Source organism: Aeromonas sp. 11P, assembly GCF_051920165.1.
Lineage (GTDB): Bacteria > Pseudomonadota > Gammaproteobacteria > Enterobacterales > Aeromonadaceae > Aeromonas > Aeromonas veronii.
Window position 1 is genome coordinate 3,168,991 of the sequence record NZ_JBQBDJ010000004.1, and the last position, 25,045, is coordinate 3,194,035.

General features: G+C 62.4%; 24 protein-coding genes. 14 read left to right on the plus strand and 10 right to left on the minus strand.

From position 1 onward, the window contains the following. Positions 1 to 313 precede the first annotated feature (313 nt). A complete protein-coding gene (locus ACTG1P_RS14625) occupies positions 314 to 1,078 on the plus strand; it encodes a helix-turn-helix domain-containing protein (protein WP_440001571.1) in 765 nt (254 codons plus the stop codon). A 49-nt stretch (positions 1,079 to 1,127) separates the two neighbouring features. Here the strand turns inward: ACTG1P_RS14625 and ACTG1P_RS14630 are convergent, their stop codons facing one another. Next, positions 1,128 to 1,892 (minus strand): UTRA domain-containing protein, encoded by a 765-nt coding sequence (locus ACTG1P_RS14630; protein ID WP_440002309.1) that lies wholly within the window; start codon positions 1,890 to 1,892, stop codon positions 1,128 to 1,130. 264 nt (positions 1,893 to 2,156) lie between these two features. Between ACTG1P_RS14630 and ACTG1P_RS14635 the strand changes: the two genes are divergently transcribed. Genes ACTG1P_RS14635 through ACTG1P_RS14660 form a run of 6 tightly spaced genes read left to right on the plus strand, consistent with a single transcriptional unit; the run spans position 2,157 to position 7,421 of the window. Then, positions 2,157 to 3,203: an ABC transporter substrate-binding protein gene (locus tag ACTG1P_RS14635; RefSeq protein ID WP_069554147.1), complete on the plus strand. Its 1,047-nt coding sequence runs from the start codon at positions 2,157 to 2,159 to the stop codon at positions 3,201 to 3,203. Between the two features lie 9 nt (positions 3,204 to 3,212). Next, entirely contained in the window at positions 3,213 to 4,046 is an 834-nt protein-coding gene (locus tag ACTG1P_RS14640; protein WP_440001572.1) for an alkaline phosphatase family protein, read from the plus strand. Next, positions 4,046 to 4,945: an ABC transporter permease gene (locus ACTG1P_RS14645; protein WP_440001573.1), complete on the plus strand. Its 900-nt coding sequence runs from the start codon at positions 4,046 to 4,048 to the stop codon at positions 4,943 to 4,945. The genes ACTG1P_RS14640 and ACTG1P_RS14645 overlap by 1 nt, the downstream gene beginning before the upstream one ends. After that, a complete protein-coding gene (locus ACTG1P_RS14650; RefSeq protein ID WP_005355251.1) occupies positions 4,938 to 5,714 on the plus strand; it encodes an ABC transporter permease in 777 nt (258 codons plus the stop codon). Before ACTG1P_RS14645 ends, ACTG1P_RS14650 begins: the two co-directional genes overlap by 8 nt. A 6-nt stretch (positions 5,715 to 5,720) precedes the next feature. Beyond that, complete coding sequence (locus tag ACTG1P_RS14655) at positions 5,721 to 6,728, plus strand: ABC transporter ATP-binding protein (protein WP_440001574.1); 1,008 nt, start codon at positions 5,721 to 5,723, stop codon at positions 6,726 to 6,728. A 39-nt stretch (positions 6,729 to 6,767) separates the two neighbouring features. Continuing rightward, on the plus strand, positions 6,768 to 7,421 hold the full coding sequence (locus tag ACTG1P_RS14660; RefSeq protein WP_440001575.1) for an HAD family hydrolase: 654 nt from the start codon (positions 6,768 to 6,770) through the stop codon (positions 7,419 to 7,421). 115 nt (positions 7,422 to 7,536) lie between these two features. Here the strand turns inward: ACTG1P_RS14660 and ACTG1P_RS14665 are convergent, their stop codons facing one another. Then, positions 7,537 to 9,171 (minus strand): sensor domain-containing diguanylate cyclase, encoded by a 1,635-nt coding sequence (locus tag ACTG1P_RS14665; protein WP_440001576.1) that lies wholly within the window; start codon positions 9,169 to 9,171, stop codon positions 7,537 to 7,539. Positions 9,172 to 9,254: 83 nt separating this feature from the next. Here ACTG1P_RS14665 and ACTG1P_RS14670 point away from each other — a divergent pair, with 83 nt between their 5' ends. Next, the gene (locus ACTG1P_RS14670; protein WP_440001577.1) at positions 9,255 to 9,695 is read left to right on the plus strand and encodes a DUF2214 family protein; all 441 of its coding nucleotides are present in this window, start codon (positions 9,255 to 9,257) and stop codon (positions 9,693 to 9,695) included. Between the two features lie 137 nt (positions 9,696 to 9,832). Continuing rightward, positions 9,833 to 10,732 carry a DMT family transporter gene (locus ACTG1P_RS14675; protein ID WP_440001578.1) on the plus strand — a complete coding sequence of 300 codons (900 nt, stop codon included), beginning with the start codon at positions 9,833 to 9,835 and terminating at the stop codon, positions 10,730 to 10,732. Positions 10,733 to 10,796: 64 nt separating this feature from the next. Here ACTG1P_RS14675 and ACTG1P_RS14680 read toward each other — a convergent pair whose 3' ends face one another. The 3 genes from ACTG1P_RS14680 to ACTG1P_RS14690 all read right to left on the minus strand — a co-directional run bounded on the left by ACTG1P_RS14680 (position 10,797) and on the right by ACTG1P_RS14690 (position 13,126). Beyond that, positions 10,797 to 11,423, minus strand: a complete 627-nt coding sequence (locus tag ACTG1P_RS14680; protein ID WP_440001579.1) for a glutathione S-transferase family protein — start codon at positions 11,421 to 11,423, stop codon at positions 10,797 to 10,799. 107 nt (positions 11,424 to 11,530) lie between these two features. Beyond that, positions 11,531 to 12,799 (minus strand): O-acetylhomoserine aminocarboxypropyltransferase/cysteine synthase family protein, encoded by a 1,269-nt coding sequence (locus ACTG1P_RS14685; protein ID WP_064339193.1) that lies wholly within the window; start codon positions 12,797 to 12,799, stop codon positions 11,531 to 11,533. Between the two features lie 150 nt (positions 12,800 to 12,949). After that, positions 12,950 to 13,126 (minus strand): hypothetical protein, encoded by a 177-nt coding sequence (locus ACTG1P_RS14690; protein ID WP_005336463.1) that lies wholly within the window; start codon positions 13,124 to 13,126, stop codon positions 12,950 to 12,952. 100 nt (positions 13,127 to 13,226) lie between these two features. Here ACTG1P_RS14690 and sgrR point away from each other — a divergent pair, with 100 nt between their 5' ends. From sgrR to ACTG1P_RS14710, 4 genes are all read left to right on the plus strand, one after another. Beyond that, positions 13,227 to 14,903, plus strand: a complete 1,677-nt coding sequence (sgrR, locus tag ACTG1P_RS14695; RefSeq protein WP_440001580.1) for an HTH-type transcriptional regulator SgrR — start codon at positions 13,227 to 13,229, stop codon at positions 14,901 to 14,903. A 181-nt stretch (positions 14,904 to 15,084) separates the two neighbouring features. Beyond that, complete coding sequence (gene katG, locus ACTG1P_RS14700; RefSeq protein ID WP_440001581.1) at positions 15,085 to 17,262, plus strand: catalase/peroxidase HPI; 2,178 nt, start codon at positions 15,085 to 15,087, stop codon at positions 17,260 to 17,262. 263 nt (positions 17,263 to 17,525) lie between these two features. Further along, a complete protein-coding gene (locus ACTG1P_RS14705) occupies positions 17,526 to 17,921 on the plus strand; it encodes an acyl-CoA thioesterase (RefSeq protein ID WP_005336457.1) in 396 nt (131 codons plus the stop codon). A gap of 44 nt (positions 17,922 to 17,965) precedes the next feature. Beyond that, complete coding sequence (locus tag ACTG1P_RS14710) at positions 17,966 to 18,667, plus strand: hypothetical protein (protein ID WP_440002310.1); 702 nt, start codon at positions 17,966 to 17,968, stop codon at positions 18,665 to 18,667. A 36-nt stretch (positions 18,668 to 18,703) separates the two neighbouring features. On the opposite strand, the gene ACTG1P_RS14715 is transcribed toward ACTG1P_RS14710, so the two are convergent. The 3 genes from ACTG1P_RS14715 to tyrS all read right to left on the minus strand — a co-directional run bounded on the left by ACTG1P_RS14715 (position 18,704) and on the right by tyrS (position 21,795). Then, the gene (locus tag ACTG1P_RS14715; RefSeq protein WP_440001582.1) at positions 18,704 to 19,453 is read right to left on the minus strand and encodes a lipase secretion chaperone; all 750 of its coding nucleotides are present in this window, start codon (positions 19,451 to 19,453) and stop codon (positions 18,704 to 18,706) included. After that, entirely contained in the window at positions 19,450 to 20,361 is a 912-nt protein-coding gene (locus ACTG1P_RS14720) for a lipase family alpha/beta hydrolase (protein WP_440001583.1), read from the minus strand. The genes ACTG1P_RS14715 and ACTG1P_RS14720 overlap by 4 nt, the downstream gene beginning before the upstream one ends. A 168-nt stretch (positions 20,362 to 20,529) precedes the next feature. After that, the gene (gene tyrS, locus ACTG1P_RS14725) at positions 20,530 to 21,795 is read right to left on the minus strand and encodes a tyrosine--tRNA ligase (protein WP_440001584.1); all 1,266 of its coding nucleotides are present in this window, start codon (positions 21,793 to 21,795) and stop codon (positions 20,530 to 20,532) included. A 146-nt stretch (positions 21,796 to 21,941) separates the two neighbouring features. Between tyrS and ACTG1P_RS14730 the strand changes: the two genes are divergently transcribed. Next, complete coding sequence (locus ACTG1P_RS14730; protein WP_440001585.1) at positions 21,942 to 22,790, plus strand: helix-turn-helix transcriptional regulator; 849 nt, start codon at positions 21,942 to 21,944, stop codon at positions 22,788 to 22,790. Between the two features lie 12 nt (positions 22,791 to 22,802). Here ACTG1P_RS14730 and ACTG1P_RS14735 read toward each other — a convergent pair whose 3' ends face one another. After that, a complete protein-coding gene (locus ACTG1P_RS14735; RefSeq protein WP_224969295.1) occupies positions 22,803 to 23,579 on the minus strand; it encodes a substrate-binding periplasmic protein in 777 nt (258 codons plus the stop codon). A gap of 109 nt (positions 23,580 to 23,688) precedes the next feature. Further along, complete coding sequence (locus ACTG1P_RS14740; RefSeq protein ID WP_440001586.1) at positions 23,689 to 24,936, minus strand: hypothetical protein; 1,248 nt, start codon at positions 24,934 to 24,936, stop codon at positions 23,689 to 23,691. Between the last annotated feature and the right edge of the window lie 109 nt (positions 24,937 to 25,045).

Sequence of the window (25,045 nt, forward strand, 5' to 3'; positions counted from 1 at the left end):
GTTTAAAAGATAAAAATTTGGAAGCAAACAATCGATTTCTCAACCAGGAAGGGTCTTGAATTCGATACGTTTCGATTATGCGCGATGTTCTATGCAGCACTAGCAAAATGTTTGCGGGTTGAAAGATATGCACTGTCTGGTGTCAGATTTTGCGACCTTGCTGCTTAACTGGTCTGTCCTGATGGGCGTTGTAGGCGATTTTTTCTCTAGGCTGTTTTTTCGGTGTCAATATCTGAGCCTTGAAGGTAAAAATAGGTCAGAAGCTGACTCGGCATAACCATGCAATGAAAGTGCGATAACAAGGAAGAGTGGCATGACCTACAGCCAGACCCTGGTCAACAATATTCTCGACACCCTGAAGAAGACCCTGACCGACAAGGGGATCCGCTATCAGACCCTGGCAGAAGCCATGGGCGTCTCCATCGCGACCGTGAAACGGATGATGAACAAGCCCTCGCTGCCGTTCGATACCCTGCTGGAGATCTGCCATCTGGTGGGGCTCTCGTTCGAGGAGTTGCTGGATCGCACTCAGGACGCCCAGAGCCGCCGCGCCGTCTTTACCCAGGAGCAGGACGAGGCGTTTCACAACGAGCCGGGGCTTTACGCCTTTCTCGCCAATATCTTCTGGCGCGACAAGACGCTGATCGATCTCAAGCGGGAGTACGGCCTGACTGATGCCTCCTGCTACCTCTATCTGCGCAAGCTGGAGAAGCTCGGCATTTTGCAGCTCGGTATCGACAACAGTTACCACTTCCTCATCAGCGAGCGGATCAGCTTCGAGCAGCACAGCCGCTTCGCCCGCCAGCAGGCGCGGCAGGCAATGTCGGTGCTGGGGGAGTATCTGGTGGAGAACATGCACAAGTCGAACAACTATATGGCGCTCTGCCAGCTGCACCTCAACGAGGGGGAGGCGATGGCGCTGATCGACCGGATGAAGGAGTACTGGCATCAGGAGATCAAGCTCAACCGCCCCGCCATCGGCCAGCAGGAGCACGCCAAGACCTACACCATGTCGCTGCAACTGGCCGACTGCGGCTACCAGAGCTTTGACGACATGATCCCCAATATCGACAACTGATCCCGGCGGATCTTGCGGGATCCGCATCTGCTCATGAGCCTGAACGTGGCTACTCTGCCAGTTGCACGGGCTGCGCTTTGGCGATGATGGGTTGCAACGCCCGGGTATCGAGGCAGATGCGGATGGCATCCGGCCGCCAGTGCTCGATATCGCAATCCACCAGACCACCCCGCTCGTCATAGTTGACCCGCACCAGCCGCAGCACGGCGCTCCCCTCCGCCAGATTGAGGGCGCGGGCGATGGCACCGCGCGCCGCCGAGGGGGTGATCTCGAGACTCGCCCCGCCCTGGCCTATGCCATAGCGCTGCTGATAGAGCTCGGTGAGGGAGCTGGCCAGCGGCGCGCTGGCGATATCGGGAAAGCGGCTCGCCAGCAGGTGGTGGCTTACATGCAGCACCGGGCGGCCGTCGATCAGCCGCTGGCGGCGGATCTCATAAAGTGGAGTGAAGGGTTCCAGCCCCATCCAGCGACACAGTTCGCTGCTGGCGAGCTCGCTGCCGTGGGCCAGCACCCGGGTTTCGGCGGTGCGCTGCTGCTCGCCGATCCACTGGTGAAAGTGGGTGTGGATGGCGGGATCGTAGGTGAGGCGGGGCGGTGCCACAAACCAGCCGCGCCGCTCGGCCCGGTAGATAAGGCCGTCCGCTTCGAGGCTGGAGAGCGCCTCCTTGATGGTGATGCGGGTGGTGGCGAAACGCTCGCTCAGGGCCCGTTCGGCGGGCAGCTGCTGCCCGGCCCCCAACTGGCCGCTGCCGATATAGCGGCGCAGAGTCTGGCAAATCTGTTCACACTTGGAGGAGGAGCGGCCATCGGCCATGCTCTGTTCGTTCACTCTCTGCTCGCTCAATCTCGGCTCGGTCACACGCTTGTCCCTGTTGCTTATTCAGAAGGCGGGTGGCTGGCTAATCCCTTACTGGAATAGTCCAGCCTCACTCGGGTTCAGAGTTGTAACTGCTGTGGATGACAGCGCCATGACAGGGTGATTGTCATCAAACTGCCATTAAAGCGCCCCGCCACCGTCACAATTCCCCTCTAGCATCCCTCTCGAACCTTAACTGACCTAGTCCAGAGGGATGGGATGATGAAAAGCGTGATCGCAAGTGCACTGGCCATGGTGGCCATCAGCCAACCACTTTTTGCTGCCGAAAATATCGCGGATCTCGAAAAGGCCGCCCGTGGTGAAGGCCAGCTCCACAGCATCGGCATGCCTGACAGCTGGGCCAACTGGAAGGATACCTGGCAGCAGCTGGGCAGCATCTACGGCATCAAGCATCAGGATACCGACATGAGCTCGGCGCAGGAGATCGCCAAGTTCGCCGCCGAGAAGGCCAATGCCACCGCCGATATCGGCGACGTGGGCGGCGCCTTCGGGCCGGTTGCGGTCAAGCAGGGTGTTACCCAGCCCTACAAACCCTCCACCTGGGCCGATATTCCCAACTGGGCCAAGGATGCGGACGGTCACTGGATGCTGGCCTATACCGGCACTATCGCCTTCCTGATCAACAAGGATCTGGTCAAGGCCGCCCCCACCAGCTGGCAATCCCTGCTGGGTGGCGACTACAAGGTGACTCTGGGTGACGTGGGCGTTGCCTCCCAGGCCAACAACGGCGTGCTGGCGGCAGCCTATGCCACCGGTGGTAGCGAGAAGAATCTGAAACCTGCACTGGAGCTGTTCGGTCAGCTGGCCAAGCAGGGCCGCCTATCCCTGAACGATCCCACCATCGCCAATATCGAGAAGGGCGAGGTGGAAGTGGGTGTGCTGTGGGACTTCAATGCCCTCAACTACCGCGACCAGATCGACCCCAAGAAGTTTGATGTGGTGATCCCGAGTGACGGTTCCGTCATCGCCGGTTACACCACCATCATCAACAAGTGGGCCAAGAACCCCAACGCCGCCAAACTGGCGCGGGAATACATCCTCTCCGATGCCGGTCAGATCAACCTGGCCCGTGGCTATGCCCGCCCGATCCGCAGCAACGTTGCGCTGCCGGATGATGTGAAGGCCAAGCTGCTGCCAGCCGAGCAGTATGCCAATGCCAAACCGGTGCAGGATCACGCCGCCTGGGAGCAGAGCTCCAAAGCCCTGCCGCGCCAGTGGCAAGAAACCGTCATGATCAACATGCAGTAAGGGAATCCAGTGCAACACAAGGTGATAGTGGTACTTGTGGATGGTCTGGCAGCCGAGGTAGCCCACACCATGGGCTACCTCGGTGGCATGGTGGAGGCGGGGCGGGGCCTGCATACGACCCTGAATGCTGCTCTGCCGTCTCTCTCCCGACCCCTCTACGAGTGCATCCTGACCGGCGTGCCACCGGTGGTGAGCGGCATCACTCACAACGGAGTGAGTCGCCTCAGTCAACACGAATCCATTTTCCATCTGGCTCGCACCGCAGGTAAACGCACCGCGGCGGCGGCCTACTACTGGGTGAGCGAGCTTTACAACAGGAGCCCCTGGCTGGCGGCCCGCGATCGCTTTACTCACGACGAGCAGTTGCCCATTCAGCACGGCTGCTTCTACTGGGATGACAACTATCCCGACAGCCATCTGCTGATGGATGGGGAATGGCTGCGCAGCCAGTACGATCCCGATTTTCTGCTGATCCACCCGATGGGGGTGGACGATGCGGGCCACAAGTTTGGCCTCGATTCCCGCCAGTACCGCAATCAGGCGCGCCGGATGGACAGCCTGCTGGCCGATCTGCTGCCCCAGTGGCTGGCGGAGGGGTATCAGGTGGTGATCACCTCGGATCACGGCATGAACAATGACCTGAGCCACGGTGGCACCCTGCCCGAAGAGCGCACTGTGCCGCTCTGGCTGTTTGGCGATGCCTTTATCGAGCGCTGGCCGGATGGGGTGGTGATCGCCCAGACCCAGCTCTGCGCCCTGATGGCGGATCTGTTGGGTATTGCCCACGACAAGCCAGCGGCGCCGCCGCTGCTCAAGGCGGCCTTTATGCGCGAGGTGCACTGATGATGCCTGCAACCACCGAGATCCTGCTGGATCAACCCGTGGCAACCAAGCACAAGGTGCGCCGCCACTGGCTGCCGGCGCTGGTGCTGCTGCCGTTTGTCCTGTTGATGATCCTGTTCCAGCTCGCCCCCATGGTGTGGGTGCTGGTGGGCAGCTTTCAGACCCCCGATGGCTGGGGCCTCGACTACTATCGGGAGATTTTGAGCTCCCCCTTCTACCTGCAATCGTTCGGCAACTCGCTGCGCATCGCCGGCATCGCCAGTCTGGCGGGGCTTGCCATCGGCACCCTCGGGGCGGCGGCGCTGCGTCACAGCGGCGAGCGGGTCAAGCGGCTGCTGCTGGCCTTTGTCACCATGACCGGCAACTTCAGCGGGGTGCCGCTGGCATTCGCCTTTATCATCATTCTCGGCATCAATGGTGCTGTGACCCTGCTGCTGAAATCCTGGGGATTGATCGACGGCTTCAACCTCTACTCGGGGTCGGGCCTTATCCTCATCTACACCTACTTCCAGATCCCGCTCGCTCTGCTGCTGCTCTACCCGGCGTTTGACGCGCTGCAGGATGAGTGGCCGCAGGCTGCCGCGCTGCTCGGCGCTAGTAAGGGGCAGTATGTGTGGCACGTGGCGCTGCCGGTGCTGACGCCTGCGCTGCTCGGCACCCTGATCATCCTGTTTGCCAACGCGGTGGGGGCCTATGCCTCTGCCTACGCCCTCACCACCGGCAACTTCAATCTGGTGACCATCCGGGTGGCCAGTCTGGTCTCCGGCGATATCTTCCTCGAGCCCAATATGGCGGCGGCGCTGGCGGTGATCCTGATGGTGCTGCTGGGGGTGGTGACGGCTGCCAACCAGTGGCTGCTGAAAAAGAGCTATGTGAACAAGGGGCAATCCCATGCATGATTTGACGCCGCGCTGGCCCAAGTGGGTGCTGGGTGGGCTGGTCGCCACCCTGCTGCTGCCGCTGCTGGCCACCTTTCTCTACTCCATCTCCACCCGTTGGGGGGCGACCCTGCTGCCGGACGGCTTTACCCTCGACTGGTATCTCAAACTGTGGGGCGACCCGCGTTTTCTGGCGGCGTTTGGTCGAAGCCTGTTGGTCTGCTTCGCCACCCTGCTGCTGGGCACCCTGGTGCTGGTACCGACCGTGCTGGTGGTGGCCTACTACTTCCCAAAGCTGGATCCCTGGATGAACCTGCTGATCCTGCTCCCCTTCGCGGTGCCACCTGTGGTCTCGTCGGTGGGGTTGCTGCAGATCTACGCTGACGGTGTGCTGCCGATTATCGGCACGCCGTGGATCCTGATCGGCACCTGGTTCACCGTGGTGCTCCCCTTTATGTACCGTGCGCTGGCCAACAGCCTGCAAGGGGTACCGCTCAGGGATTTGATGGATGCCGCCCATCTGCTGGGGGCAAGTAGTCGGCGCGCCTTTCTGTTGGTGGTGATCCCCTGTCTGCGCAAGGGGCTGCTGGCGGCGCTGTTTCTCTCCCTCTCCTTCCTGCTCGGCGAGTTCGTGTTTGCCAACATGCTGGTGGGCACCCGCTACGAGACCCTGCAGGTCTACCTCTACAACATGCGTGCTACTTCGGGCCACTTCACCAGTGCGCTGGTGATGAGCTACTTCCTGCTGACCCTGCTGCTCACCTGGGCGGCCAACAGATTTCATCGGTGAATCAACATGTTCCATCTAGAAGTGAATCAACTGCACAAATCCTACGGCGATACCAGAGTGTTCGAGGGGATCGAATTCGGCATTCGCAAGGGGGAGCTGGTGACCCTGCTCGGCCCCTCCGGCTGTGGCAAATCGACCCTGCTGCGGGCGCTGGCCGGGCTCACCCCGGTGGATGGTGGTCAGGTGCGAGTGGCCGGTGAGGAGATCACCTGGCAGGCGCCCCAGAAGCGCGGCATCGGCATGGTGTTCCAGAGCTATGCGCTCTTCCCCAACATGACGGTGTGGGACAACGTCGCCTTCGGCCTCAAGATGAAGCCTCAGCCGGGGCGGGATCTCGCCGCCAGCGTACAGGAGGCGCTGGAGCTGGTGGAGCTGATCGGCTTCGAGCGCCGCTACCCGGCCGAACTCTCTGGCGGCCAGCGTCAGCGGGTCGCACTGGCTCGGGCGCTGGTGGTGCAGCCGCGGATCCTGTTGCTGGACGAGCCGCTCTCGGCGCTGGACGCCCGCATCCGCCGCAGCCTGCGCCAGCAGATCCGCGAGATCCAGCAGCGCCTTGAGCTCACCACCATCTTCGTGACCCACGATCAGGAGGAGGCGCTCACCCTGTCGGATCGGATCTTCCTGATGAACAAGGGAACCATCGTCCAGAGCGGCACGCCGGAGGAGATTTACACCCGTCCCGCCAGTGAGTTTGTGGCGGGCTTTATCGGCAACTACAACCTACTTGGCGCCGAGCAGGGCAAGTCGCTGTTCGGCCCCCGTTTTCAGGGCAAGCTGGCGCTGCGACCAGAGTCCATTACCCTGCTACCCGCAGGGGCGACCAGCAGCGAACCCAGCCTGCCCGGCATCGTTCGCCAGCAACAGCTGCTCGGCAACGTCATCCGCTATCAGGTGGAGTGCGAGGCGGGGCTGTTGACGGTGGATTGCCTCAACCGTTCGGTGGGCGATCTGCTGGCCACCGGTAGCGCCGTGACCCTGGCGGTGGCCCGGGATCAACTCTGTGAGGTAGCATGACGCCTCGTTTCATTTTCGTTGTTACCGCAAGGAGCCCTCATGGTACTGGCACTGTTTGATCTGGACGAGACCCTGATTGCGGGGGATTCCGCCAGCCTCTGGCTGGAGTACATGGTGGCCGAGGAGCTGGCTCCGGCCAGCATGATCGCCGAGGAGCAGGCCATGATGTCCCTCTACCATCAGGGCAAGATGGACATGCACCAGTACATGGCCTTCACCCTGCAACCGCTGGCTGGCAAGACGCGCCAGTGGCTCGACTCGCTCTCTACCCGCTTTGCCGAGCAGGTGCTGCGCGAGCGCCTCTACCCCGAGGGGTTGGCGCGCATCGAATGGCATCGGGAGCGGGGCGACGATCTGGTGCTCATCTCCGCCTCCGGCGAGTATCTGGTGGCCCCCATGGCGAAGATGCTGGGGATGGATCACTGCGTCGCCATCCTGCTCGATGAGGAGGAGGGGATGCTGACCGGCCAGACCCGCGGCACCCTCAGCTTTCGCGAGGGCAAGGTGGCCCGCATCAACCAGCTGTTTGCCGGCAGGGACCATCTCTGGCAGGGGAGCTTTGGTTACAGCGACTCCCACAACGATCTGCCCATGCTGCGGGCGGTGAGCCATCCTCATGCGGTCAATCCGGCCCCCGCGCTGCGTCAGCAGGCCGAGGAGCTGGGCTGGCCGGTGTGGGAGTGGCAGCGCTGAGTCGTGCGTCACACGGGCTTAACGTGCGGCAAGACGCACGAAAAACAAAGAGAGAGGCTGGAGCCTCTCTCTTTGTTTTTACTGACGGCGTTGTGGTTGGTGCTGGCCGCTGTAGCTACCCCTCGTTGGTTTGTTGTCGGGGTTCGCCAAAGGCGGGAATATCCTCCTCGGCACTCTGGTGAGGGGCGTGGCGCAGCGGGAAGCAGATACGGTTTTTCCCCTCCCGCTTGGCCTGATAGACCCCCTTGTCGGCCAGCTCCACCAGCTCTTTGGCCGAGAGTCCGGAACGGCTGAAGGCCACCCCGCCGCTGATGGTGATGGTGAGATCGGGTTCGCGCCACTCCAGCTGCTCCACCCCGAGCCGGAACGCTTCCAGCAGTGAGGGAAGCATCGGCTGCTCTTCGCCGTAACGGAAGATCAGCACCAGCTCCTCGCCGCCATAGCGGCAGAACCAGCCCCACTCGTGGAACAGACTCATGCCCAGCTTGCTCACCCGCTTGAGTACCACATCCCCCGCTTGATGGCCGTGGGTATCGTTGACCCGTTTGAAATCATCCAGATCGAACATCACCACCCCGAAGGGAGCGCCACTGTTGAGCTGCTTCTGCAGGCACTCGTCGAAGAATCGACGATTGTAGAGCCCGGTGAGCTTGTCCTGATGGGCTTGCAGGCGGATCTGGGCAAAGTCCTGACTGGCGGCATCCATCTCTTCATAGACCTTGGCCAGCTCCAGCATGCGGCGGCCGTTGTAGGCGATACCGCCGGAGCGGCTGGCGCGGATCAGCAGGGTGATCTCCCCCAGCATGCGGCGGAAGTAGCGGGACCAGAGCAGGGCCAGCAGCAGATAGAGAATGCAGGCGACGGCAATCATCAACTGCACGTTGATGGAGACGCTGTCGATCACCTGCTGCATGCTGGCGGTGGGCTCAACGCTGAGCAGGATCCAGCGCTGCTCGGGGATGCGGTAGTAGGAGACCATCAGGCCGCTGGCATCATCGAGGAAAAAGCCCAGCGGCTGTTGCATCCGGGCCAGCCAGTCGGGGTGGGCGAGGGGTTTGAATACCCGTTCGCGATCCGGATGGGCCAGCACCAGTCCGTCATGGTTGAGCAGGATCTGATAGCCATTGCCCAGATGGTGACTCTGATCATGCCGACTGTTTAGCCAGCTGGCGAGGGGGGTGAGCTGGGTATCCAGCGAGAGTACGCCAACCCGCTTGCCTTCCGGATTGAGGATCTCCCTGGCAATGGCCATGGTGAGGGTGCCAAGCGTGTAGTCGTAATAAGGATCAGTCCAGACAATCTGTCCGGGATGGCTGGCGGCCAGCAGATACCAGGGGCGGGTTCTGGGATCGAACTTCTCGTCGGCCTGCCAGGAGGGGTGGATCAACATCTTGCGATGCTCGGTGCCCACGTAGACGTAATCGAGCTCCATCACCTTGTGATAGGCCTGCCAATGTTGCAGGTAGCGCTCGCCGTTAAGGATCTCCGGGCCGCTGAAATCCTGATAATTTACCTGCTGATAAATGAGCGTAAACTGGCGTTTGAGGGTCGCCAGATAGGGTTCGATCAGGGTATGGAAATACTGGGTGTTGCGAGCAATCAGGTTCTGTTGCTGCTCGTGGCGCAGGGTACGCTCCATATGCAGGTAGTAGATGCTGCCAAGCAGCAACACAGGGATAAAGAGCAAGAGGAGGCCAAGCCGCATGCGGGTGATCAAAGACCAAGTGTTCTTGGGCTTGCCGGGGGACATGAATAAATCCTTTTCAGCTCGGGTGACACCAGCATATATGATGCCGTGCTGCTCGTCTAAAGGCAGAAAATGAGATTTTTCCGATGTTGAACCACACTCTGCTCTTCATGGCCCATTACGGCAGCATAGCTGTGCTGATCCTTGCCCTCTGTGTTGAGTATCTGATCTTTAGGCGCGGCCTGAATATGCTGCGAGTGCGCCGCCTGCTGCTGGCAGATGGGGTAGCAGCGCTGGCGCTCTTTTCCATCTTTGCCACCGGATGTCTGCTGGCCCTCGAGCATGCCAGCTCGGTGGCGGAGATCTTTGCCCATCCTGCCCACTGCCTCAAGATGTGGCTGTTTCTGCTGATTGTTGGCTCCCTCGTTTATCCCAGCCGCCTCTTCTATCGCTGGCGTCGCGCCCTGCGTCTGGGCAAGGCGCCGATGATCTCCATCCAGCAGCACTTCCGGGTGGTGTGGATCCTGCGGGGCAATCTGCTACTGATTGCCCTGTTGGCCGTGTTCACCAAGCCCTCGCTGCTGTAACACTCGCGGTGCTCAAAAGCAGTGCGATGCAGAGCGTTGAGAGCGAGAGCGAAGACAAAGAGTGGAGACAAGAGGATAGGGAGGCGGGTATCTTGGATCGGATAACCCGTCACGCGCCGATTTAAGGAAGAATCGCCATGCGCTCCAATCTGATGTTGCTGATGGCCGCCACCATCTGGGGTATGGGTTTTGTCGCCCAGCGCCTCGGGATGGATCACATGGGGCCCTATACCTTCAATGGCCTGCGCTTTCTGCTCGGCGCCCTCTCCCTGTTGCCGCTGCTCTGGTGGCTCAAATCCCGACAACCTGTTGCCGTCACGGGCGACCATCGCCAGCTGCTGATCGGTGGTGTGCTGGCCGGACTGGTGCTGTTCTGTGCCGCCTCCCTGCAACAGGTGGGGCTGCTCTATACCACGGCCGCCAAGGCCGGTTTCATCACCGGGCTCTACATCATTCTGGTGCCGGTACTGGGGCTGCTGCTGCGCCACAAGAGCGGGCTCAATACCTGGATTGGTGCCTTGATTGCCTTGACGGGCCTCTATGTATTGAGCGTCACCGACGAGTTCACCATCGGCTTTGGCGATCTGTTGCAGGTGGTCGGCGCCCTCTTCTGGGCCATTCACCTGCTGCTGGTGGATCACTACTCCAATCGGGTGGCCCCCATCAAGCTCGCCGGCGTGCAGTTTGTGGTCTGTGGCCTGCTCAGTCTCGCCACCGCCTTTGTTATTGAAACTCCGACTGTTAGCGGCGCCGTGGCCGGTTGGCAGGCGCTGCTCTATGCCGGGCTGGTCTCGGTCGGGGTCGGTTATACCCTGCAGGTGGTGGGGCAGCGGGGCGCTCATCCGGCCCACGCCGCCATCATCCTCAGTCTGGAGACCGTCTTCGCCGCCGTGGGTGGCGTGTTGCTGCTGGGTGAGACGCTGGATGAGCGCGCCATTGCCGGTTGTGCCCTGATGCTGGCTGGGATGCTCATCTCCCAGATCCGGCTGCGCTGGTGGTGGAAGTCGCGCCGGGACAAGGTGCCTGCGACCAAGTAAACCGCGCTCTCTGCATAACAAAAACGCCCCGACAGTCGGGGCGTTTTGCATAGTGGCTGTTCGGTCAGGGGCGCTGATCCAGCTCGCGCTCCAGCTCTACCGCCTTCTGACGGGCCGGATGGGTATTGAGGCGCTGCCAGTAGGCCTGCAAATGCGGGAAGTGGGCCAGCTGACCGCTTTGCGCCAGCAGATCCACCAGAAAGGAGTTCATGATGTCGGCGCCGGAGAGGCGCTCCCCCACCAGATAGTGGCGATTCGCCAGTACCTCATTGAGGTAGCCCAGCACCTTGGCACACTCTGCCTTGGCGTAGTCCGGCAGGAAGCGCATCGGGCTGCCATCCTTGCGCACGAACATGTCGAGCAGCAGCGGCAGAATGCCGGAGCTCTCGGCAAAGTGGAGCCACTGCAGATATTCGGGATAGTCGGGGCTATCTGGAGCCGGTGCCAGCCGATCCGGGGCGTAGCGGGCAATCAGGTACTCGGTGATGGCGCCCGATTCCGCCAGCACCCGGCCGTCGAACTCGATGACCGGCGACTTGCCGAGGGGGTGGATGGCTTTTAGCTCGGGCGGTGCCAGAAAGGTGGCGGCATCGCGCTGATACGCCTTGATCTCATAGGGCTGGCCCAGCTCTTCGAGCAGCCAGATGATGCGTTGGGAGCGGGATTTGTTCAGGTGGTGCAGGACTATCATAACGACCTCGATTCGGTGGCAGGATGGGGTGTACGAGCAGGCGAGGGGGGTGGTTCACCGATTGGCTAAAAAAGAGCGGGTTGATGCCCGCTCCCTCATTGACTGACTTATGCCTCCAGTGCCTGATCCAGATCCGCCAGAATATCCTCGATCGCCTCGATCCCCACCGACAGCCGGATCATCTCCGGTTTCACCCCGGCCTTGGCCTGCTCCTCCTCGCTCAGCTGGCGATGGGTGGTGGAGGCCGGGTGGCAGGCCAGCGACTTGGCGTCGCCGATATTGACCAGCCGCTTGAAGATCTTCAGCGCATCGTAGAAGCGCACGCCCGCTTCATAACCATCTTTCAGACCGAACGAGAGGATGGCCGAGGGGCGGCCGGCCATGTACTTCTCTGCCAGCAAATAGTGCGGGTGGCCCGGCAGACCGGCGTAGCTGACCCAGGCCACCTTGGGATGGTGCTTGAGGTGGTGGGCGACCCGCAGGGCGTTATCCACGTGGCGCTCCATACGCAGGCTCAGGGTCTCCAGCCCCTGCAGCAGCAGGAAGGCGTTCATCGGCGCCAGTGCCGCGCCGGTATTGCGCAGCGGCACGGTACGCACCCGCCCGATAAAGGCAGCCGGGCCAAAGGCCTCGGTATAGACCACCCCGTGATAGGAGGGTTCGGGTTTGGTCAGTTGCGGGAAGCGCTCGGCGTGATCCGCCCAGGGGAACTTGCCCGAGTCGACGATGACGCCGCCCAGCGAGTTGCCGTGGCCGCCGACATATTTGGTCAGGCTGTGCACCACGATATCGGCGCCATGTTCGATGGGCTTGCAGAGCACCGGGGTGGCGACCGTGTTGTCGACGATGAGCGGCACGCCACGGGCGTGGGCGGCCTTGGCCAGCGCGGCCAGATCGACGATGTTGCCCGCCGGGTTGCCGATGCTCTCGCAGTAGACCGCCTTGGTCTTGTCGTCGATCAGGGCGGCGATGGCCTCGGCGCTGTCATCCTTGGCAAAGCGTACCTCGACCCCGAAACTCGGCAGCATGTGGGCGAACAAGGTGTAAGTGCCGCCATAGAGCTGGGGTGTGGAGACAATGTTGTCACCGGCGGCGGTCAGTGCCTGAATGGCGTAGGTGATGGCGGCAGAACCCGCCGAGACCACCAGCGCGGCGATCCCCCCTTCCAGCGCGGCCATCCTCTGCTCCAGCACATCGTTGGTGGGGTTCATGATGCGGGTGTAGATGTTGCCCGGCACCGCCAGATTGAACAGATCCGCCCCGTGCTGGGCGCTCTCGAACTCGTAGGCCACCGTCTGGTAGATGGGCACGGCGACCGCTTTGGTGGTGGGGTCGTTGGAAAAGCCGTGGTGCAAGGCCAGGGTCGCATCTTTCATCACACACTCCTTGTTGGATGTTGCTTATGGCAGTTATAGATGGATAGACGTCCAATCTATCAGGCCCGTGGCCGATGTAAACAGCAAGATCCGGCAAAGCAATGTCGCCCGCAGGGGATGCGCGTCCCGAGTGGCGGGCACGGCTCGCACTCAGAGACGGCGGCGATACTCCTTGTCATCGATCTGGTTCATATCCCACTGCATCAGGCGGTTGAGCTGCTGCATGGGATCCTCGATGAGCGGCAAAGGGCGTGGCAGGATCCGCTTGAAGTAACGGCGCAAGGTCTGCTGGATCCGGTTCGGTTTGAGGGGGTTGGCGTGGCTCATGATGGTGCTCCTCTGCTGTGGTTCTCACGTTCATCAGCAGTATTGAGCTAAAATGCGGAAGTAAAAACTGATGGCTTACAGCAACAGGATTTCCTCTTTTATGCCGACCGGTCGCCTCTACCAGCAATTTCAACGACTCGCCCAGCTGCTTGGCACCGACGAACGTGAGATCAGTCTCGCCGAGGTGGCGGATCTGCTCTGCTGCACCCCGCGCAACGCCCGCTTGCTGCTGCGGCGGATGCAGGATCAGGGCTGGCTCAGCTGGTCGGCGGAAGCGGGGCGGGGGCGGCGCTCCCGGCTCACTCTGCTCGACAGTCAGGAGAGCCTGACCCGGCGCCGCTTGCGGGATCTGCTCAGTCAGGGCCAGCTGGCGCAGGCGGTGCGGCTGGCCGAAGATCGGCTCGATCTGCTCACCCCGCTGCTGATCGAACAGCTCGGTCAGGCTACTCGCGAGGGGCGTCAGATCCTGCGGGTGCCCTACTACCGACCGCTGCCGCAGTTGCTGCCCACCGGCCCGATGCGCCGCTCCGAAATTCACCTGAGCCGCCAAATCTTCAACGGTCTGACCCGGCGAAATGAGGAAAATGGGGAAATCGAAGGGGATCTGGCCCACCACTGGGAGTGTCTGGGCCACTGCCACTGGCGCTTTTACCTGCGTCCGGCGGTGCGCTTTCACCACGGCCGCGAGCTGGTGGTGGAGGATGTGATGGAGAGTCTGCTGGCCCTGCGGGATCGCCCGCTGTTCGCCCATCTGGCTCGGTTGGAGAGCCCCTGGCCGCGCACGCTGGATCTCTATCTCGACAGCCCGGATCCCTGGCTGCCCCACCTGCTGGCCGAGCCGATGGCCACCATCTTGCCGCGGGAGCTCAAGGGGGAGGCGGGCTTTGCCCTGCAACCGGTGGGCACCGGCCCCTACCGGGTGGCCGCCAACGATCCCCTGCATCTCTGCCTTGCGGCATTCGACGACTACTTCGGCCTGCGGGCCCTGCTCGACGAGATCGACATCTGGATGCTGCCAGAGCTGGCGGAGAGACTGGAGACCCACCTGCAGCTGGGGCGCGACAGCCCTGAGCTCGGCACCATGCGCGGCGAATCGGAGCTGGAGTCGGGCTGCTACTTCCTGCTGCAGGACGATCGTTCCGGATCCTTGCAGGATCCCTCCCTGCGCCAGTGGCTCGGCCAACTGCTCAATCCGGTGGCTCTGATGGGGCGGGTCGCCCCCGAGTTGCAACGGGGCTGGACCAGCGCCCTCGGTCTGCTGCCCCACTGGCGCGAAGCGCTGCCCGCGCCCTTGCCCACACCGACGCAGTTGCCGGGAAGACTGGTGCTCGCCTGCTTCAACCAGCATCTGGAATTCAACGAGTGCGCCAACGCCATGAGCAGCCTGCTGGCCGAACAGGGGATCCAGCTGGAGGTGCGCACTCTCGATTACGGTCGCTGGGTGAGTGGCGAGGATGAAGACGTGGATCTCTGGCTAGGCACCCTCAACCTCGAACATGCCGGCCCCTTTGCCCCCTACGCCTGGTTGCAGGGCACTCCGTTGCTGCGCAAGGTGTGGAGCAGTCAGCATGAGTTGTGGCAGGGGTTGATGCAGTGGCGGGCCAGCGGTGCCGAGCCGGGGCCGCGAGCCCTGCTGGCAACTGTGCAGCAGCAGGGCTGGTTTGTGCCGTTGTTTCACCACTGGCTGGAGCTGGAGAGCCGGGTCGGCGTGCACGGGGTGCGGATGACGGCGCTCGGCTGGTTCGATTTTCGCAGCGCCTGGTTGCGGCCAGAGTGAGCTTGCCCAGATGAAGGGGTATTGTGACCTTTGAGAATCCGCATCGTGAACCCGTGAAATTGGTCATATTTTTCTGATTATTATGTGAACGGCTACACAGCGGACAGCGGTTCAGTGGACATTCAATTCCAAAGTGCCATGCTGGTTCAGGTTATGGAAAGCAGAGCAAATGAGGAAAAAGATGAGCAACAATTCAGAACGTTCCCAAGGAAAATGCCCGGTCATGCACGGGGGAACCACCTCCGTCGAGACGTCCAGAATGGAGTGGTGGCCGAAGAGCCTCAACCTCGACATTCTTCACCAACACGATACCAAGACCAATCCGCTGGGGGCCGGTTTCAACTATCGGGAAGCCTTGAAGGGGCTCGATATGGCGGCCCTCAAGCAGGATGTGACCGCCCTGATGACCGACAGTCAGGAGTGGTGGCCCGCCGACTGGGGCCACTACGGCGGCCTGATGATCCGCATGGCCTGGCACTCGGCCGGGACTTACCGCATCGCCGATGGTCGCGGCGGTGGCGGCAGCGGCAACCAGCGCTTTGCCCCCCTCAACTCCTGGCCGGATAACGCCAACCTCGACAAGGCCCGCCGCCTGCTGTGGCCCATCAAGAAGAAGTACGGCAACAAGATCAGCTGGGCCGATTTGATCATTCTGGCGGGCACCGTGGCCTATGAGTCCATGGGGCTCAAGACCTTCGGCTTTGCCTTTGGCCGTGAGGATATCTGGCACCCGGAGAAGGATATCTACTGGGGAGCGGAGAAAGAGTGGCTGGCGCCCAGCGGCAAGCCGGGCGGTCGTTACTCCGGCGAGCGGGATCTGGAAAACCCGCTGGCGGCGGTGATGATGGGGCTTATCTACGTCAACCCGGAAGGGGTGGATGGCCAGCCCGATCCCCTGAAAACCGCGCAGGATATGCGAGTTACCTTCGCCCGCATGGCGATGGATGATGAAGAGACGGTGGCGCTGACCGCCGGGGGTCACACCGTCGGCAAGGCTCACGGCAACGGCGATGCCAAACAGCTTGGCCCCGAGCCGGAAGGGGCCAGCCTTGAAGAGCAGGGGCTGGGTTGGATCAATCACCACAGCCGCGGCATCGGCCGCAACACTGTGACCAGCGGCATCGAAGGGGCCTGGACCACCCACCCGACCCAATGGGACAACGGCTACTTCGATCTGCTGTTCAAGTACGACTGGTGGTTGCAAAAATCTCCGGCGGGGGCCCATCAGTGGGAACCGATCAATATCGCCGAAGAGGATATGCCGGTGGATGTGGAGGACCCCTCGATCCGCTGCAAACCCATGATGACGGATGCCGATATGGCGCTCAAATTCGACCCCGAGTATCGCAAGATTGCCGAGCGTTTCCGCGATGATCCGGCGGCCTTCTCCGACGCCTTCGCCCGCGCCTGGTTCAAGCTGACCCACAGGGATATGGGGCCGAAGAGCCGTTATGTCGGCCCCTATGTGCCGACAGAAGATCTGATCTGGCAGGATCCGGTGCCAGCCGGACGCGTCGATTATGACGTGGCGGCGGTGAAGGCCAGGATTGCCGCCAGCGGCCTCTCCATCAGCGAGCGGGTCACTACCGCCTGGGATAGCGCCCGCACCTTCCGAGGCTCTGACAAGCGGGGCGGTGCCAACGGTGCCCGCATCCGGCTGGCGCCGCAGAAGGATTGGCCGGGCAATGAACCGGCGCGGCTGGCGAAGGTGCTGGCGGTCTATGACAAGCTGGCGACCGAGTGTGGCGTCAGCGTCGCGGATCTCATCGTGCTGGGGGGCAACCTCGCCATCGAGCAGGCTGCCCAGGCCGCCGGAGTGACGGTGAGCGTGCCGTTTGCGCCGGGCCGGGGGGATGCCACTCAGGCTCAGACCGATGTGGCCTCGTTCGAGGTGCTGGAGCCGTTGGCCGATGGCTTCCGCAACTGGCTCAAGCAGGACTATGTGGTGACGGCGGAGGAGCTGCTGCTGGATCGCGCCCAGCTGATGGGGCTCACCGCCTGCGAGATGACGGCGCTGGTCGGCGGGATGCGGGTGCTCGGCACCAACCACGGCGGTACTGGGCACGGGGTCTTTACCGATCGGGTCGGGGTACTCAGCAACGACTTCTTCGTCAACCTGACCGACATGGACTACCAGTGGCTGCCGAAAGCGAGCAATCTCTACGAGATCCGCGATCGCCGCAGCGGTGCGCTGAAGTGGACGGCCACCCGGGTGGATCTGGTGTTCGGCTCCAACTCGGTGCTGCGCGCCTATGCCGAGGTCTATGCCCAGGATGACAACAAGGAGAAGTTTGTCTGTGACTTCATCACCGCCTGGAACAAGGTGATGAATGCGGATCGCTTCGATCTGCTCGGCTAGCCCCGAGCCGTTTGGTTATCTGCACCCGCCCCGCACACCCAAGGTGTGCGGGGCTTTTTACTGCCAGCTTTTCTGTGCAGCCCTACAATCCGCCGCGCTGCGACACCCGCTGGCCGGTCGCGCAGGGCCGCTGGCATCCCTGTGCTTGGGCCAGCAGTATCATGTAACATGCTGATCCGCTGGTGATGCCCGGCGGCCACCCATTGGCCACTGATGTCCCATGAACGGACAAGGACAGAAACAAAGAGACAAGGAGTCAACCCATGCTGGAAATGCAGATCCAACCCCGCTTTCAGGAGACGGATGCCCTCGGCCATATCAACAATACGGTGCCGGCGGTCTGGTTCGAATCGGCGCGGGATCCCCTGTTCCGGATCTTCTCCCCCGATCTGGATGTGCATAACTGGCATCTGATCATCGCGGGCTATACGGTGCAGTTCAAACGGGAGCTGTTCTACGGCCAGCCGGTCACCATCAAGACTGGCGTGCGCCGCATCGGCACCAGTTCCTTTACTGTCTGGCAGGAGGCCTGGCAGGGCGGCGAACTGGCCGTCACCGCCGAAACGACCCTGATCCATTTTGACTACCGGGCCCGCCAATCCCTGCCCCTGAGCGATGCTCACCGGGAAGGGCTGCGGGCCTGGCTGACAGAGAGTTAACCACGGGCCGGATGGCCCATCACAGGAGTACTATGTACAACTCAATGCGCAACACAGCGATCGCGCTGACCCTGGGATTCTGCTCCCTCCCTTCTCTGGCCGCTTCTCTCGCCGAGCAGTTTACCCTGATGGAGAAGGGGGCCGAGAGCGCCCTCGATACCCGTCAATTCAGTCATGACGGCGTCGATATCAAGGCCTGGATCGATGGCGCCCCCGTCATCATCGCCGTGCCCATCATGAACGAGCTGGGCAAGCTGGAAGGGGAGAGCCGCTACTACTTCAAGGGTGGCAAGCTGTTCGGGGTCAAAGAGCCCGTCGCCCAGTTCGCTTTTGACGACAGCGGCAAGCTGACCCAATGGCTGGACGAGAAGGGGCAGCCCGCCGAGTTCGTCAGCAAGATGAGCATGCAGCAGCGTCAGGAGTGGCTCACCAAGCGAGCCGCCGAGCTGAGCAAGCTGTTTGTGGTGAGCGCGGCCGAGCAGAAGGCGGCCAAGGGGGGCGTCAAGCTGAAGGGGGCGGATCTCGCTCACTGGCTCTGCAACGGCAAACTGATGGATCTCGCCCACGGCGACAAGGTGATCTTCGAGCAGGATAAGCTGAAGATTGGCGAGCAGGGGATCGAAGGGGAGGTCTCCCTGCGTCAGGATAAGGGGTGGCAGGAGCTGAGCCTCAAGTGCGAGGTGCAGGGCACCCAAGTGACCCGCCTCACCTGGCAGCCGCTGCCGGGTGCCAACAAGCCGCAATAAGCGCAATAGCAAGGGGGCCCATCACGGGCCCACTTCTCATTCGGCTTGTGGCTCCCCCATTTTGAGCCGGGTGAGCGCCTCGACCCGGCGCCACTGTCCGGGCTCGAACCAGCGGGCCAGCAGCTCCTGCTGCTGTTCGGCCCGGGCCTCGTTCGGCAGTTGTCTGAGCTCGGCCAGAAAGCCGCTGAGCTGCTCCTCGAACCCCTGCCGGTTCTGCTCCAGCTGGCGCATCCGATCCACCGCTTCCGGCCCCCCCGTCTCCAGCAGCAGAGCCTCCCGTTTGGCCGGGTCCATCTGCGCCAGCTCTTGCAACTCCTCAAGCAGGCGGCTGTTGGCCTCCGCCTCGCGAAACCAGCCCGGTTGCTCCGCCAGCCAGAGATCCAGCTCGCTGGCCAGCTGCGACTTGTCGCTGTCTCTTGCTTCCGCCAGCGCCCTGCGGCGCAGGGTCAGCTGCTCCATCAGTCGATCCTCGGCAAACAGCTGGGCCTGCTCGGCCGGGGTAAAGCTCTGCTGGCGCAGTTGCTCCCGCTCGTCAAACAGGATCTGCAAGCTGGCGAGGGAGATTTCGGTGGGCACCGTCAGGCTGCTCTGGGCGGAGACAAAGGTGCGATAGCGCGCCTGCAGGGCATCGGCGGCCTCCTGCTCGGGATCGTGTGGGTGGCTCTGTGCATGCTGGCTGGCTTGAGCCTGTGATGAGTCTGCCGTCGGTGCTGTGGGCCAGAGCAACACCCCGCCAAGCAGCAGGGTGATGGCGCAGGGCACGACGAGCAGGGTGGCTATCTTCATAGTCCCAGCTCCTTGAGACGGTTGGCATGCTGGCGATAGAGGGTGACCGGATCGGTCTCGAACAGATGGTGGATGCCGAAGGACTGGTTCACTTCGTCCAGATGGTTCATCCGGTAGTCGGTGCCGATCACCTTGCCGAGGTGGCTGCTGCAGACCCCGACCAGCCCGTCATTGGGCTCCTTGAAGAAGGCGCCGGTCAGTGCCAGCGCAGGATCCACCGGATCCAGCAGATTGGTCAGGTTGCCGCGTCCGCTCCAGGAGAAGTAGTAGACGCCGTTGGTTGCCTGCATCGGCCCCTCGCCGCAATAGCGGTTGGGCAACCCCTCCGGGTAGCGCTGGTTGAACTGGCTGGCCCCCTTGCTGGTGAGGGCATCGAGAGCGGCGACCGGATCTTGCGGCAGCTGGCTCCCGCCCGAGAGCAGTGAAATCATGCCGGAGAGGGCGTGGGCCGCGGCGGCCGCCAGCTTCTCGGCGGCCGAGCCGGGCGCGGCATTGGCCCGCACCAGATCGGCAATCTCGGAGCCATAGTTGACCCCGCCGACGCTGGTGGCGGAGGCGACCAGCTCGGGGGCGACCGAGGCGACATAGCGGATGGTGGGACCGCCGTGGGAGTGGCCGATCAGGTTGACCTTCTCGGCGCCGGTAGCTGCCAGCAGCAGCTCGACCTGGGCGAGCAGTTGCTCCCCCCGTTGTTCTGAACTGGCGGTGGCCGATACCTGAGCCACGTAGACTTTGGCACCATCCCGGCTCAGGGCCTGGGGAATGCCATAGAAGTAATCGACCCCGAGCAGCTTGTCGAAACCGAACAGGCCGTGCACCAGCACTATGGGGTAGCGGGTCTGGGTGTATCCGCTGGCGTGTGCCAGCATGGGCAGGGTGCAGAGCAGCACCAGAAGCCATCTCTTCATCATCAGCATCCTTGTTGAATCGTGAGGAACAGATTGTGTGGCGTACTCCATGTTCGCCGTTGCCAGTATGGTGGCTGCTGACGGGAGAGGCTGTGAGGGGGATCGCAACTCGGGAGTCAAAAGGAATTCAGGGTGCGGGCGGGGAGGCTATGCTCCCCGCCCTGCGGCTTATTGCCACTCTACCAGGTGATACTGCTTCTTGCCCCGGCGCAGCAGCAGGTAGCGACCAAACAGCCGATCAGTGGCGCTCAGCTGATCATCTTGCTTGAGCACACCATTGAGGCTGATGGCGCCTGCCGCCAGCAGTTCGCGGGCGATGCGTTTGGAGTTCGCCAGACAGCAGCTGACCAGCAGGCTGACCAGATCCGTCTCGCCGCTGACGGTGCTGCTCGGCATGCCATCCTGCGCCAGCTGGGCCAGATCGCTCTCGCCGAGGTGGGCCACGTTGCCGCTAAACAGCAGCTCGCTGATGCGCTGCACCGCCGCCAGCGCCGCCTTGCCGTGTACCAGCTCGGTCAGCTCGTTCGCCAACACCTGCTGGGCCTGCTTGCGCCCCTGCCGCTTGGCATCTTCCGCTTCCAGTGCATCAATCTCGCTCAGCGACATAAAGCTGTAGTAGCGCAGGAAGCGGTAGACATCCTCATCCGCGGTGCCGAGCCAGAACTGGTAGAAGGCGTAAGGGGAGGTGAGCGCCGGATCGAGCCAGACCGCGCCCCCTTCGGTTTTGCCGAACTTGGTGCCGTCTGCCTTGGTGATAAGGGGCAGGGTCATGCCGTGTACCTGCGCCTGATGGAGGCGACGGGTGAGATCCATGCCGCTGGTGATATTGCCCCACTGGTCGTTGCCGCCAATCTGCAGGGTGCAGCCGAGCCGCTGGTGCAGCACTGCAAAATCGTAGGATTGCAGCAGAGCGTAGGAGAACTCGGTAAACGAGATGCCCTGATCCGGGCGGGCCAGTCGCTGGCGCACTGACTCCCGTGCCAGCATGGCGTTGACCGAGAAGTGCTTGCCGATATCCCGCAGAAAATCGAGGGCGGACATCTGCCCCATCCAGTCGCCATTGTTGACCAGTTGCGGGGCCGACAGGCCATCATCGGCGGGCAGCAGCGCCCTGATTTGGGCAGACAGGCTGGCGACCCAACCCTGCACGGTATCGGCACTGTTGAGGCTGCGCTCGGTCGCCTTGAAGCTGGGATCGCCGATAAGGCCGGTCGCCCCGCCCACCAGAGCCACCGGGGTGTGGCCCGCCAGCTGGAAGCGGCGCAGCATCAAGAGCGGCACCAGATGACCGATATGCAGGCTGCCGGCAGTGGGATCGAACCCGCAATAGACGGTTCGTGGGGTGGAGAGATGATCGGCCAGGGCCGCCGGGTCGGAATTCTGGGCCACAAGGCCGCGCTCGGTCAGCTCATCGAGCAGGTGGGGGTTGATCATGGGTTCTCCAACAGCAGGGGGAAAAGCCGTCATCCTCACCGTTCTGGCTGGTGGCGGATATGTCCCCTGAGGGATAGTTTTGCCACTCTCGTGCTAGCATTCAGCCATAGCGGGGAATCGCTCCCCGTCACCGGAAACGTGCCACCATGACCCAGCCATTCACCACAGATGCCTTGACCCGCAGCATGACCGAGGTGGTCGATGCCCTGCACAGCAGCGCCTTTGCGGCGGCGCTGGTGCGGCTGATCCAGCAACAGGTGGCGTTTGATTGCGCCCTGCTGCTCGGGGTGGGGCTGCGCCCCGTCTACCTCTACGACAACCTCAATCATCAGCGGGCTCTGTTGTTTGACCGCTACCTCACCAGCCACTTCAGTCAGGATCCCTTTATGCAGGCGCTGGAGCAGGGCTTGCCTGCCGGCGTCTGGACCCTGGCGCAGGTCTCCCAAGGGCGGCTCGATCCCGAATATCGCCACCACTTCTATCAGGCCACCGGCTGGCAGGAGGAGGTGGGGCTGATCCTGCCGGTGCGGGACGGGCTGACGCTGATGCTGTTTCTCGGGCGGCTCGACAAGCGCAGTACCCTCAGCCGTGACGAGCTGGCGAGGCTGGAGCAGCTGTTCCCGCTGGTGCATTCGCTCTGTCGTCAACAGTGGCGGCAGAGCCAGCCGCTGCTGGCCCAGAGCACTGCGCTGCCAGACAGCGCCAGCCTCCGGAGTGCGGTGGAGCAGGCTATGTCGAGTGTCGGGGGCGATAGGCTTACCCGGCGCGAGCGGCAGGTGGCGGAGTTGCTGCTGCAGGGGCTGGATACGGAGGCGATTGCCGCGGAGCTCGGGATTGGCAGCGGCACGGTGAAGAATCACCGCAAGCATCTCTATGGCAAGCTGCGGCTCGGCTCGCGGGCCGAGCTGTTCAATCTCTTTCTGAACCACCTCATTACGGCGCCGGTGGAGGCATCACAGGCGTCATCGGCGGGAGATAGAGAGAGCCCGCCATAGGGCGGGCCGGAGTTACTCGATGCGCGGGATGGTGGGAGTGGTTTCGGGCAGGATACTGAGCAACTGGTAGCGCTTCATCAGCTGCTTGTATTCATCCCCCTGCCTGACCTTGTCCAGCGCCTGTTGCAGGCGGGCAACCTGTTGCTTGTCTGCCCTCAGGTTGAAGGCGAAGCAGTTATCCTGCTCTTCAATAATCGCGACGGTGACAAAATCCTCGCTGGGAAAACCCAGCTCCTTGGCCTGATGGCGCAACATCACCTCGTTGCCCGCCACCAGATCGGTGCGCGCCATGATGAGCTGGCGCACCACCTGATCCATGCGCTCCACCGACATCATATTGCCCGGGCTGATCCCGCGATTGAGCAGCAACTGCTCCCCGACATCCGCCTGCATCACGCCGATCTGCAGCTTGGCGAGATCCGCTTTGCTGGCCACTTTGGGGGCATCCTGCTTGCGGCCGACCAGCGCGACCCTGGAGTGGCTGATGGGGCAGACCCAGAGGAAGTGAGGATCCCGCTCCTTGGTATGGGCCGTGGTAAAGAGCACGGCCTCTTGCTGCTGGGTCAGCAGATACCAGCCGCGGGCCCAGGGCAGAAAGTGGATGGGTTGCTCCGGCTCCCCCATTTCGCGCCACATCAGGCGCAGCAGCTCGACTGCCAACCCCACAGGCTGACCATTTTTATCCTGGCCATTGAGCGGCATGTTCTGCTCCGAATAGTAGATAAGTGCCGGAGCCGGGAGCGCGATAAACAGGGCGAGAGAAGCGAGAGCAGGGAGTAGACGACGCATGATGCACTCCTTGTGCGGGCAGTTACCTAACAGTCTATGTGGCCTTTTCCATAACGTCATGATCCGGTAGCGGGATAAAAAACAGGCCACCTTGCGGTGGCCTGTCGGTTTATTTGAGCAGGGCTTCCATCTCCGCCTCTGCCTTGGCGCGAGCCTTGGCTTCCGCCGCTCTGGCGGCATCGGCGACGCTCTCTCCGGTCGTATGAGAGGCTGCGCTGACGGCCTGTTTGGCCGGAGCGGCAACAGCCTTGGTGGCTTCTTGCGTCGCGGTTGCTGTGGCGCTGCTGAGGGCCTGTTTGGCCGGAGCGGCAACAGCCTTGGTTGCCTCTTGCGTCACGGTCGCAGCGGCACTACTGACAGCTTGTTTGGCTGGAGCGGCAACGGCCTTGGTAGCTTCCTGCGTCACGGTGGCAGCTGCGCTACTGACGGCTTGCTTGGCAGGAGCGGCAACGGCCTTGGTAGCTTCTTGCGTCGCGGTCGCAGCGGCGCTGCTGACGGCTTGCTTGGCAGGAGCAGCAACGGCCTTGGTGGCTTCTTGGGTCGCGGCCGCAGCGGCGCTACTGACGGCTTGCTTGGCAGGAACGGCAACGGCCTTGGTGGCTTCTTGCGTCACCGTGGCAGCAGTGCTGCTGACTGCTTGCTTGGCAGGAGTGGCAACGGCCTTGGTGGCCTCTTGCGTCACTGTGGCAGCAGTGCTGCTTACCGCCAGTCCGGTGGCTTGCCTGGTGGCCTGCCCTTTGGCGTTGGCGGCTGCGCCGCTGATGGCCTGGCTGGCGCTGTTGGTCAGCGAGCCGGTGACGCCGCGAGTCACTGTGCCCAGCGCGCTGCCAAGGGAGACGGGGGAGGCGCCACTCTGACTGGTCGCTGTACCGGTCAGGGCATTGGCCGCTGGGGTGAGCTGGTTGGTGGGGGTCTGCCAGCCCTGCATGGCGGTTGGCCAGGTCGGTGCCGTGCCTGCCAGATTTTCGCCGAAGGTCAGGGTGGTGCCATCCCCTTTTTGCAGCAATACCGACATCTGGTTGGTTTGCGAGTTCCACACCATCCCCGCCTGCTTGGCGATATCCGGCACGGGCGCATACTCGGAGACCACATAGAAAAGCGGCCCCTCCTGCTGTAACTTGTCGGCAGTCTTGAGCAACTGCATGGTGCTGTCGTAGTTGGGACCAAGGATGGCGGTCATCCGATCCTTGATCAGGGGTTGTTCGAACAGATTGACCTCGTTCGGGTCAAAGCCGACCAGCGGCTTGAGCAGGGCCCACATCAGTTGGCTGGTGGGGCTCATCATCAGCAATGGGGCAACGCAGGCGGACAACATCAGGCTCAGGCAGGCCGCCTGAAGCAACGGCATGATACGCATTGGGATAATATCCAAATAACGATTTGATAAATAAGGTTATATTTTGTCAGGACGTGACAAATTCACCGGAAGTTTGCGCGTGGCAGCGAGAGACTGCCCGCAGACGCTG

What these genes read in the sequence shown, in the direction of transcription:
- ACTG1P_RS14675 (WP_440001578.1), top strand. Translation starts at nt 9,833, where the DNA reads ATGCGCTCCAATCTGATGTTGCTGATGGCCGCCACCATCTGGGGTATG.
- ACTG1P_RS14710 (WP_440002310.1), top strand. Translation starts at nt 17,966, where the DNA reads ATGCGCAACACAGCGATCGCGCTGACCCTGGGATTCTGCTCCCTCCCT.
- tyrS (WP_440001584.1), bottom strand. Translation starts at nt 21,795, where the DNA reads ATGATCAACCCCCACCTGCTCGATGAGCTGACCGAGCGCGGCCTTGTG.
- ACTG1P_RS14730 (WP_440001585.1), top strand. Translation starts at nt 21,942, where the DNA reads ATGACCCAGCCATTCACCACAGATGCCTTGACCCGCAGCATGACCGAG.
- ACTG1P_RS14630 (WP_440002309.1), bottom strand. Translation starts at nt 1,892, where the DNA reads ATGGCCGATGGCCGCTCCTCCTCCAAGTGTGAACAGATTTGCCAGACT.
- ACTG1P_RS14655 (WP_440001574.1), top strand. Translation starts at nt 5,721, where the DNA reads ATGTTCCATCTAGAAGTGAATCAACTGCACAAATCCTACGGCGATACC.
- katG (WP_440001581.1), top strand. Translation starts at nt 15,085, where the DNA reads ATGAGCAACAATTCAGAACGTTCCCAAGGAAAATGCCCGGTCATGCAC.
- ACTG1P_RS14645 (WP_440001573.1), top strand. Translation starts at nt 4,046, where the DNA reads ATGATGCCTGCAACCACCGAGATCCTGCTGGATCAACCCGTGGCAACC.
- ACTG1P_RS14705 (WP_005336457.1), top strand. Translation starts at nt 17,526, where the DNA reads ATGCTGGAAATGCAGATCCAACCCCGCTTTCAGGAGACGGATGCCCTC.
- ACTG1P_RS14690 (WP_005336463.1), bottom strand. Translation starts at nt 13,126, where the DNA reads ATGAGCCACGCCAACCCCCTCAAACCGAACCGGATCCAGCAGACCTTG.
- ACTG1P_RS14670 (WP_440001577.1), top strand. Translation starts at nt 9,255, where the DNA reads ATGTTGAACCACACTCTGCTCTTCATGGCCCATTACGGCAGCATAGCT.
- ACTG1P_RS14735 (WP_224969295.1), bottom strand. Translation starts at nt 23,579, where the DNA reads ATGCGTCGTCTACTCCCTGCTCTCGCTTCTCTCGCCCTGTTTATCGCG.
- ACTG1P_RS14625 (WP_440001571.1), top strand. Translation starts at nt 314, where the DNA reads ATGACCTACAGCCAGACCCTGGTCAACAATATTCTCGACACCCTGAAG.
- ACTG1P_RS14685 (WP_064339193.1), bottom strand. Translation starts at nt 12,799, where the DNA reads ATGAAAGATGCGACCCTGGCCTTGCACCACGGCTTTTCCAACGACCCC.
- ACTG1P_RS14650 (WP_005355251.1), top strand. Translation starts at nt 4,938, where the DNA reads ATGCATGATTTGACGCCGCGCTGGCCCAAGTGGGTGCTGGGTGGGCTG.
- ACTG1P_RS14680 (WP_440001579.1), bottom strand. Translation starts at nt 11,423, where the DNA reads ATGATAGTCCTGCACCACCTGAACAAATCCCGCTCCCAACGCATCATC.
- ACTG1P_RS14665 (WP_440001576.1), bottom strand. Translation starts at nt 9,171, where the DNA reads ATGTCCCCCGGCAAGCCCAAGAACACTTGGTCTTTGATCACCCGCATG.
- ACTG1P_RS14660 (WP_440001575.1), top strand. Translation starts at nt 6,768, where the DNA reads ATGGTACTGGCACTGTTTGATCTGGACGAGACCCTGATTGCGGGGGAT.
- ACTG1P_RS14720 (WP_440001583.1), bottom strand. Translation starts at nt 20,361, where the DNA reads ATGAAGAGATGGCTTCTGGTGCTGCTCTGCACCCTGCCCATGCTGGCA.
- ACTG1P_RS14715 (WP_440001582.1), bottom strand. Translation starts at nt 19,453, where the DNA reads ATGAAGATAGCCACCCTGCTCGTCGTGCCCTGCGCCATCACCCTGCTG.
- ACTG1P_RS14635 (WP_069554147.1), top strand. Translation starts at nt 2,157, where the DNA reads ATGAAAAGCGTGATCGCAAGTGCACTGGCCATGGTGGCCATCAGCCAA.
- ACTG1P_RS14740 (WP_440001586.1), bottom strand. Translation starts at nt 24,936, where the DNA reads ATGCGTATCATGCCGTTGCTTCAGGCGGCCTGCCTGAGCCTGATGTTG.
- sgrR (WP_440001580.1), top strand. Translation starts at nt 13,227, where the DNA reads ATGCCGACCGGTCGCCTCTACCAGCAATTTCAACGACTCGCCCAGCTG.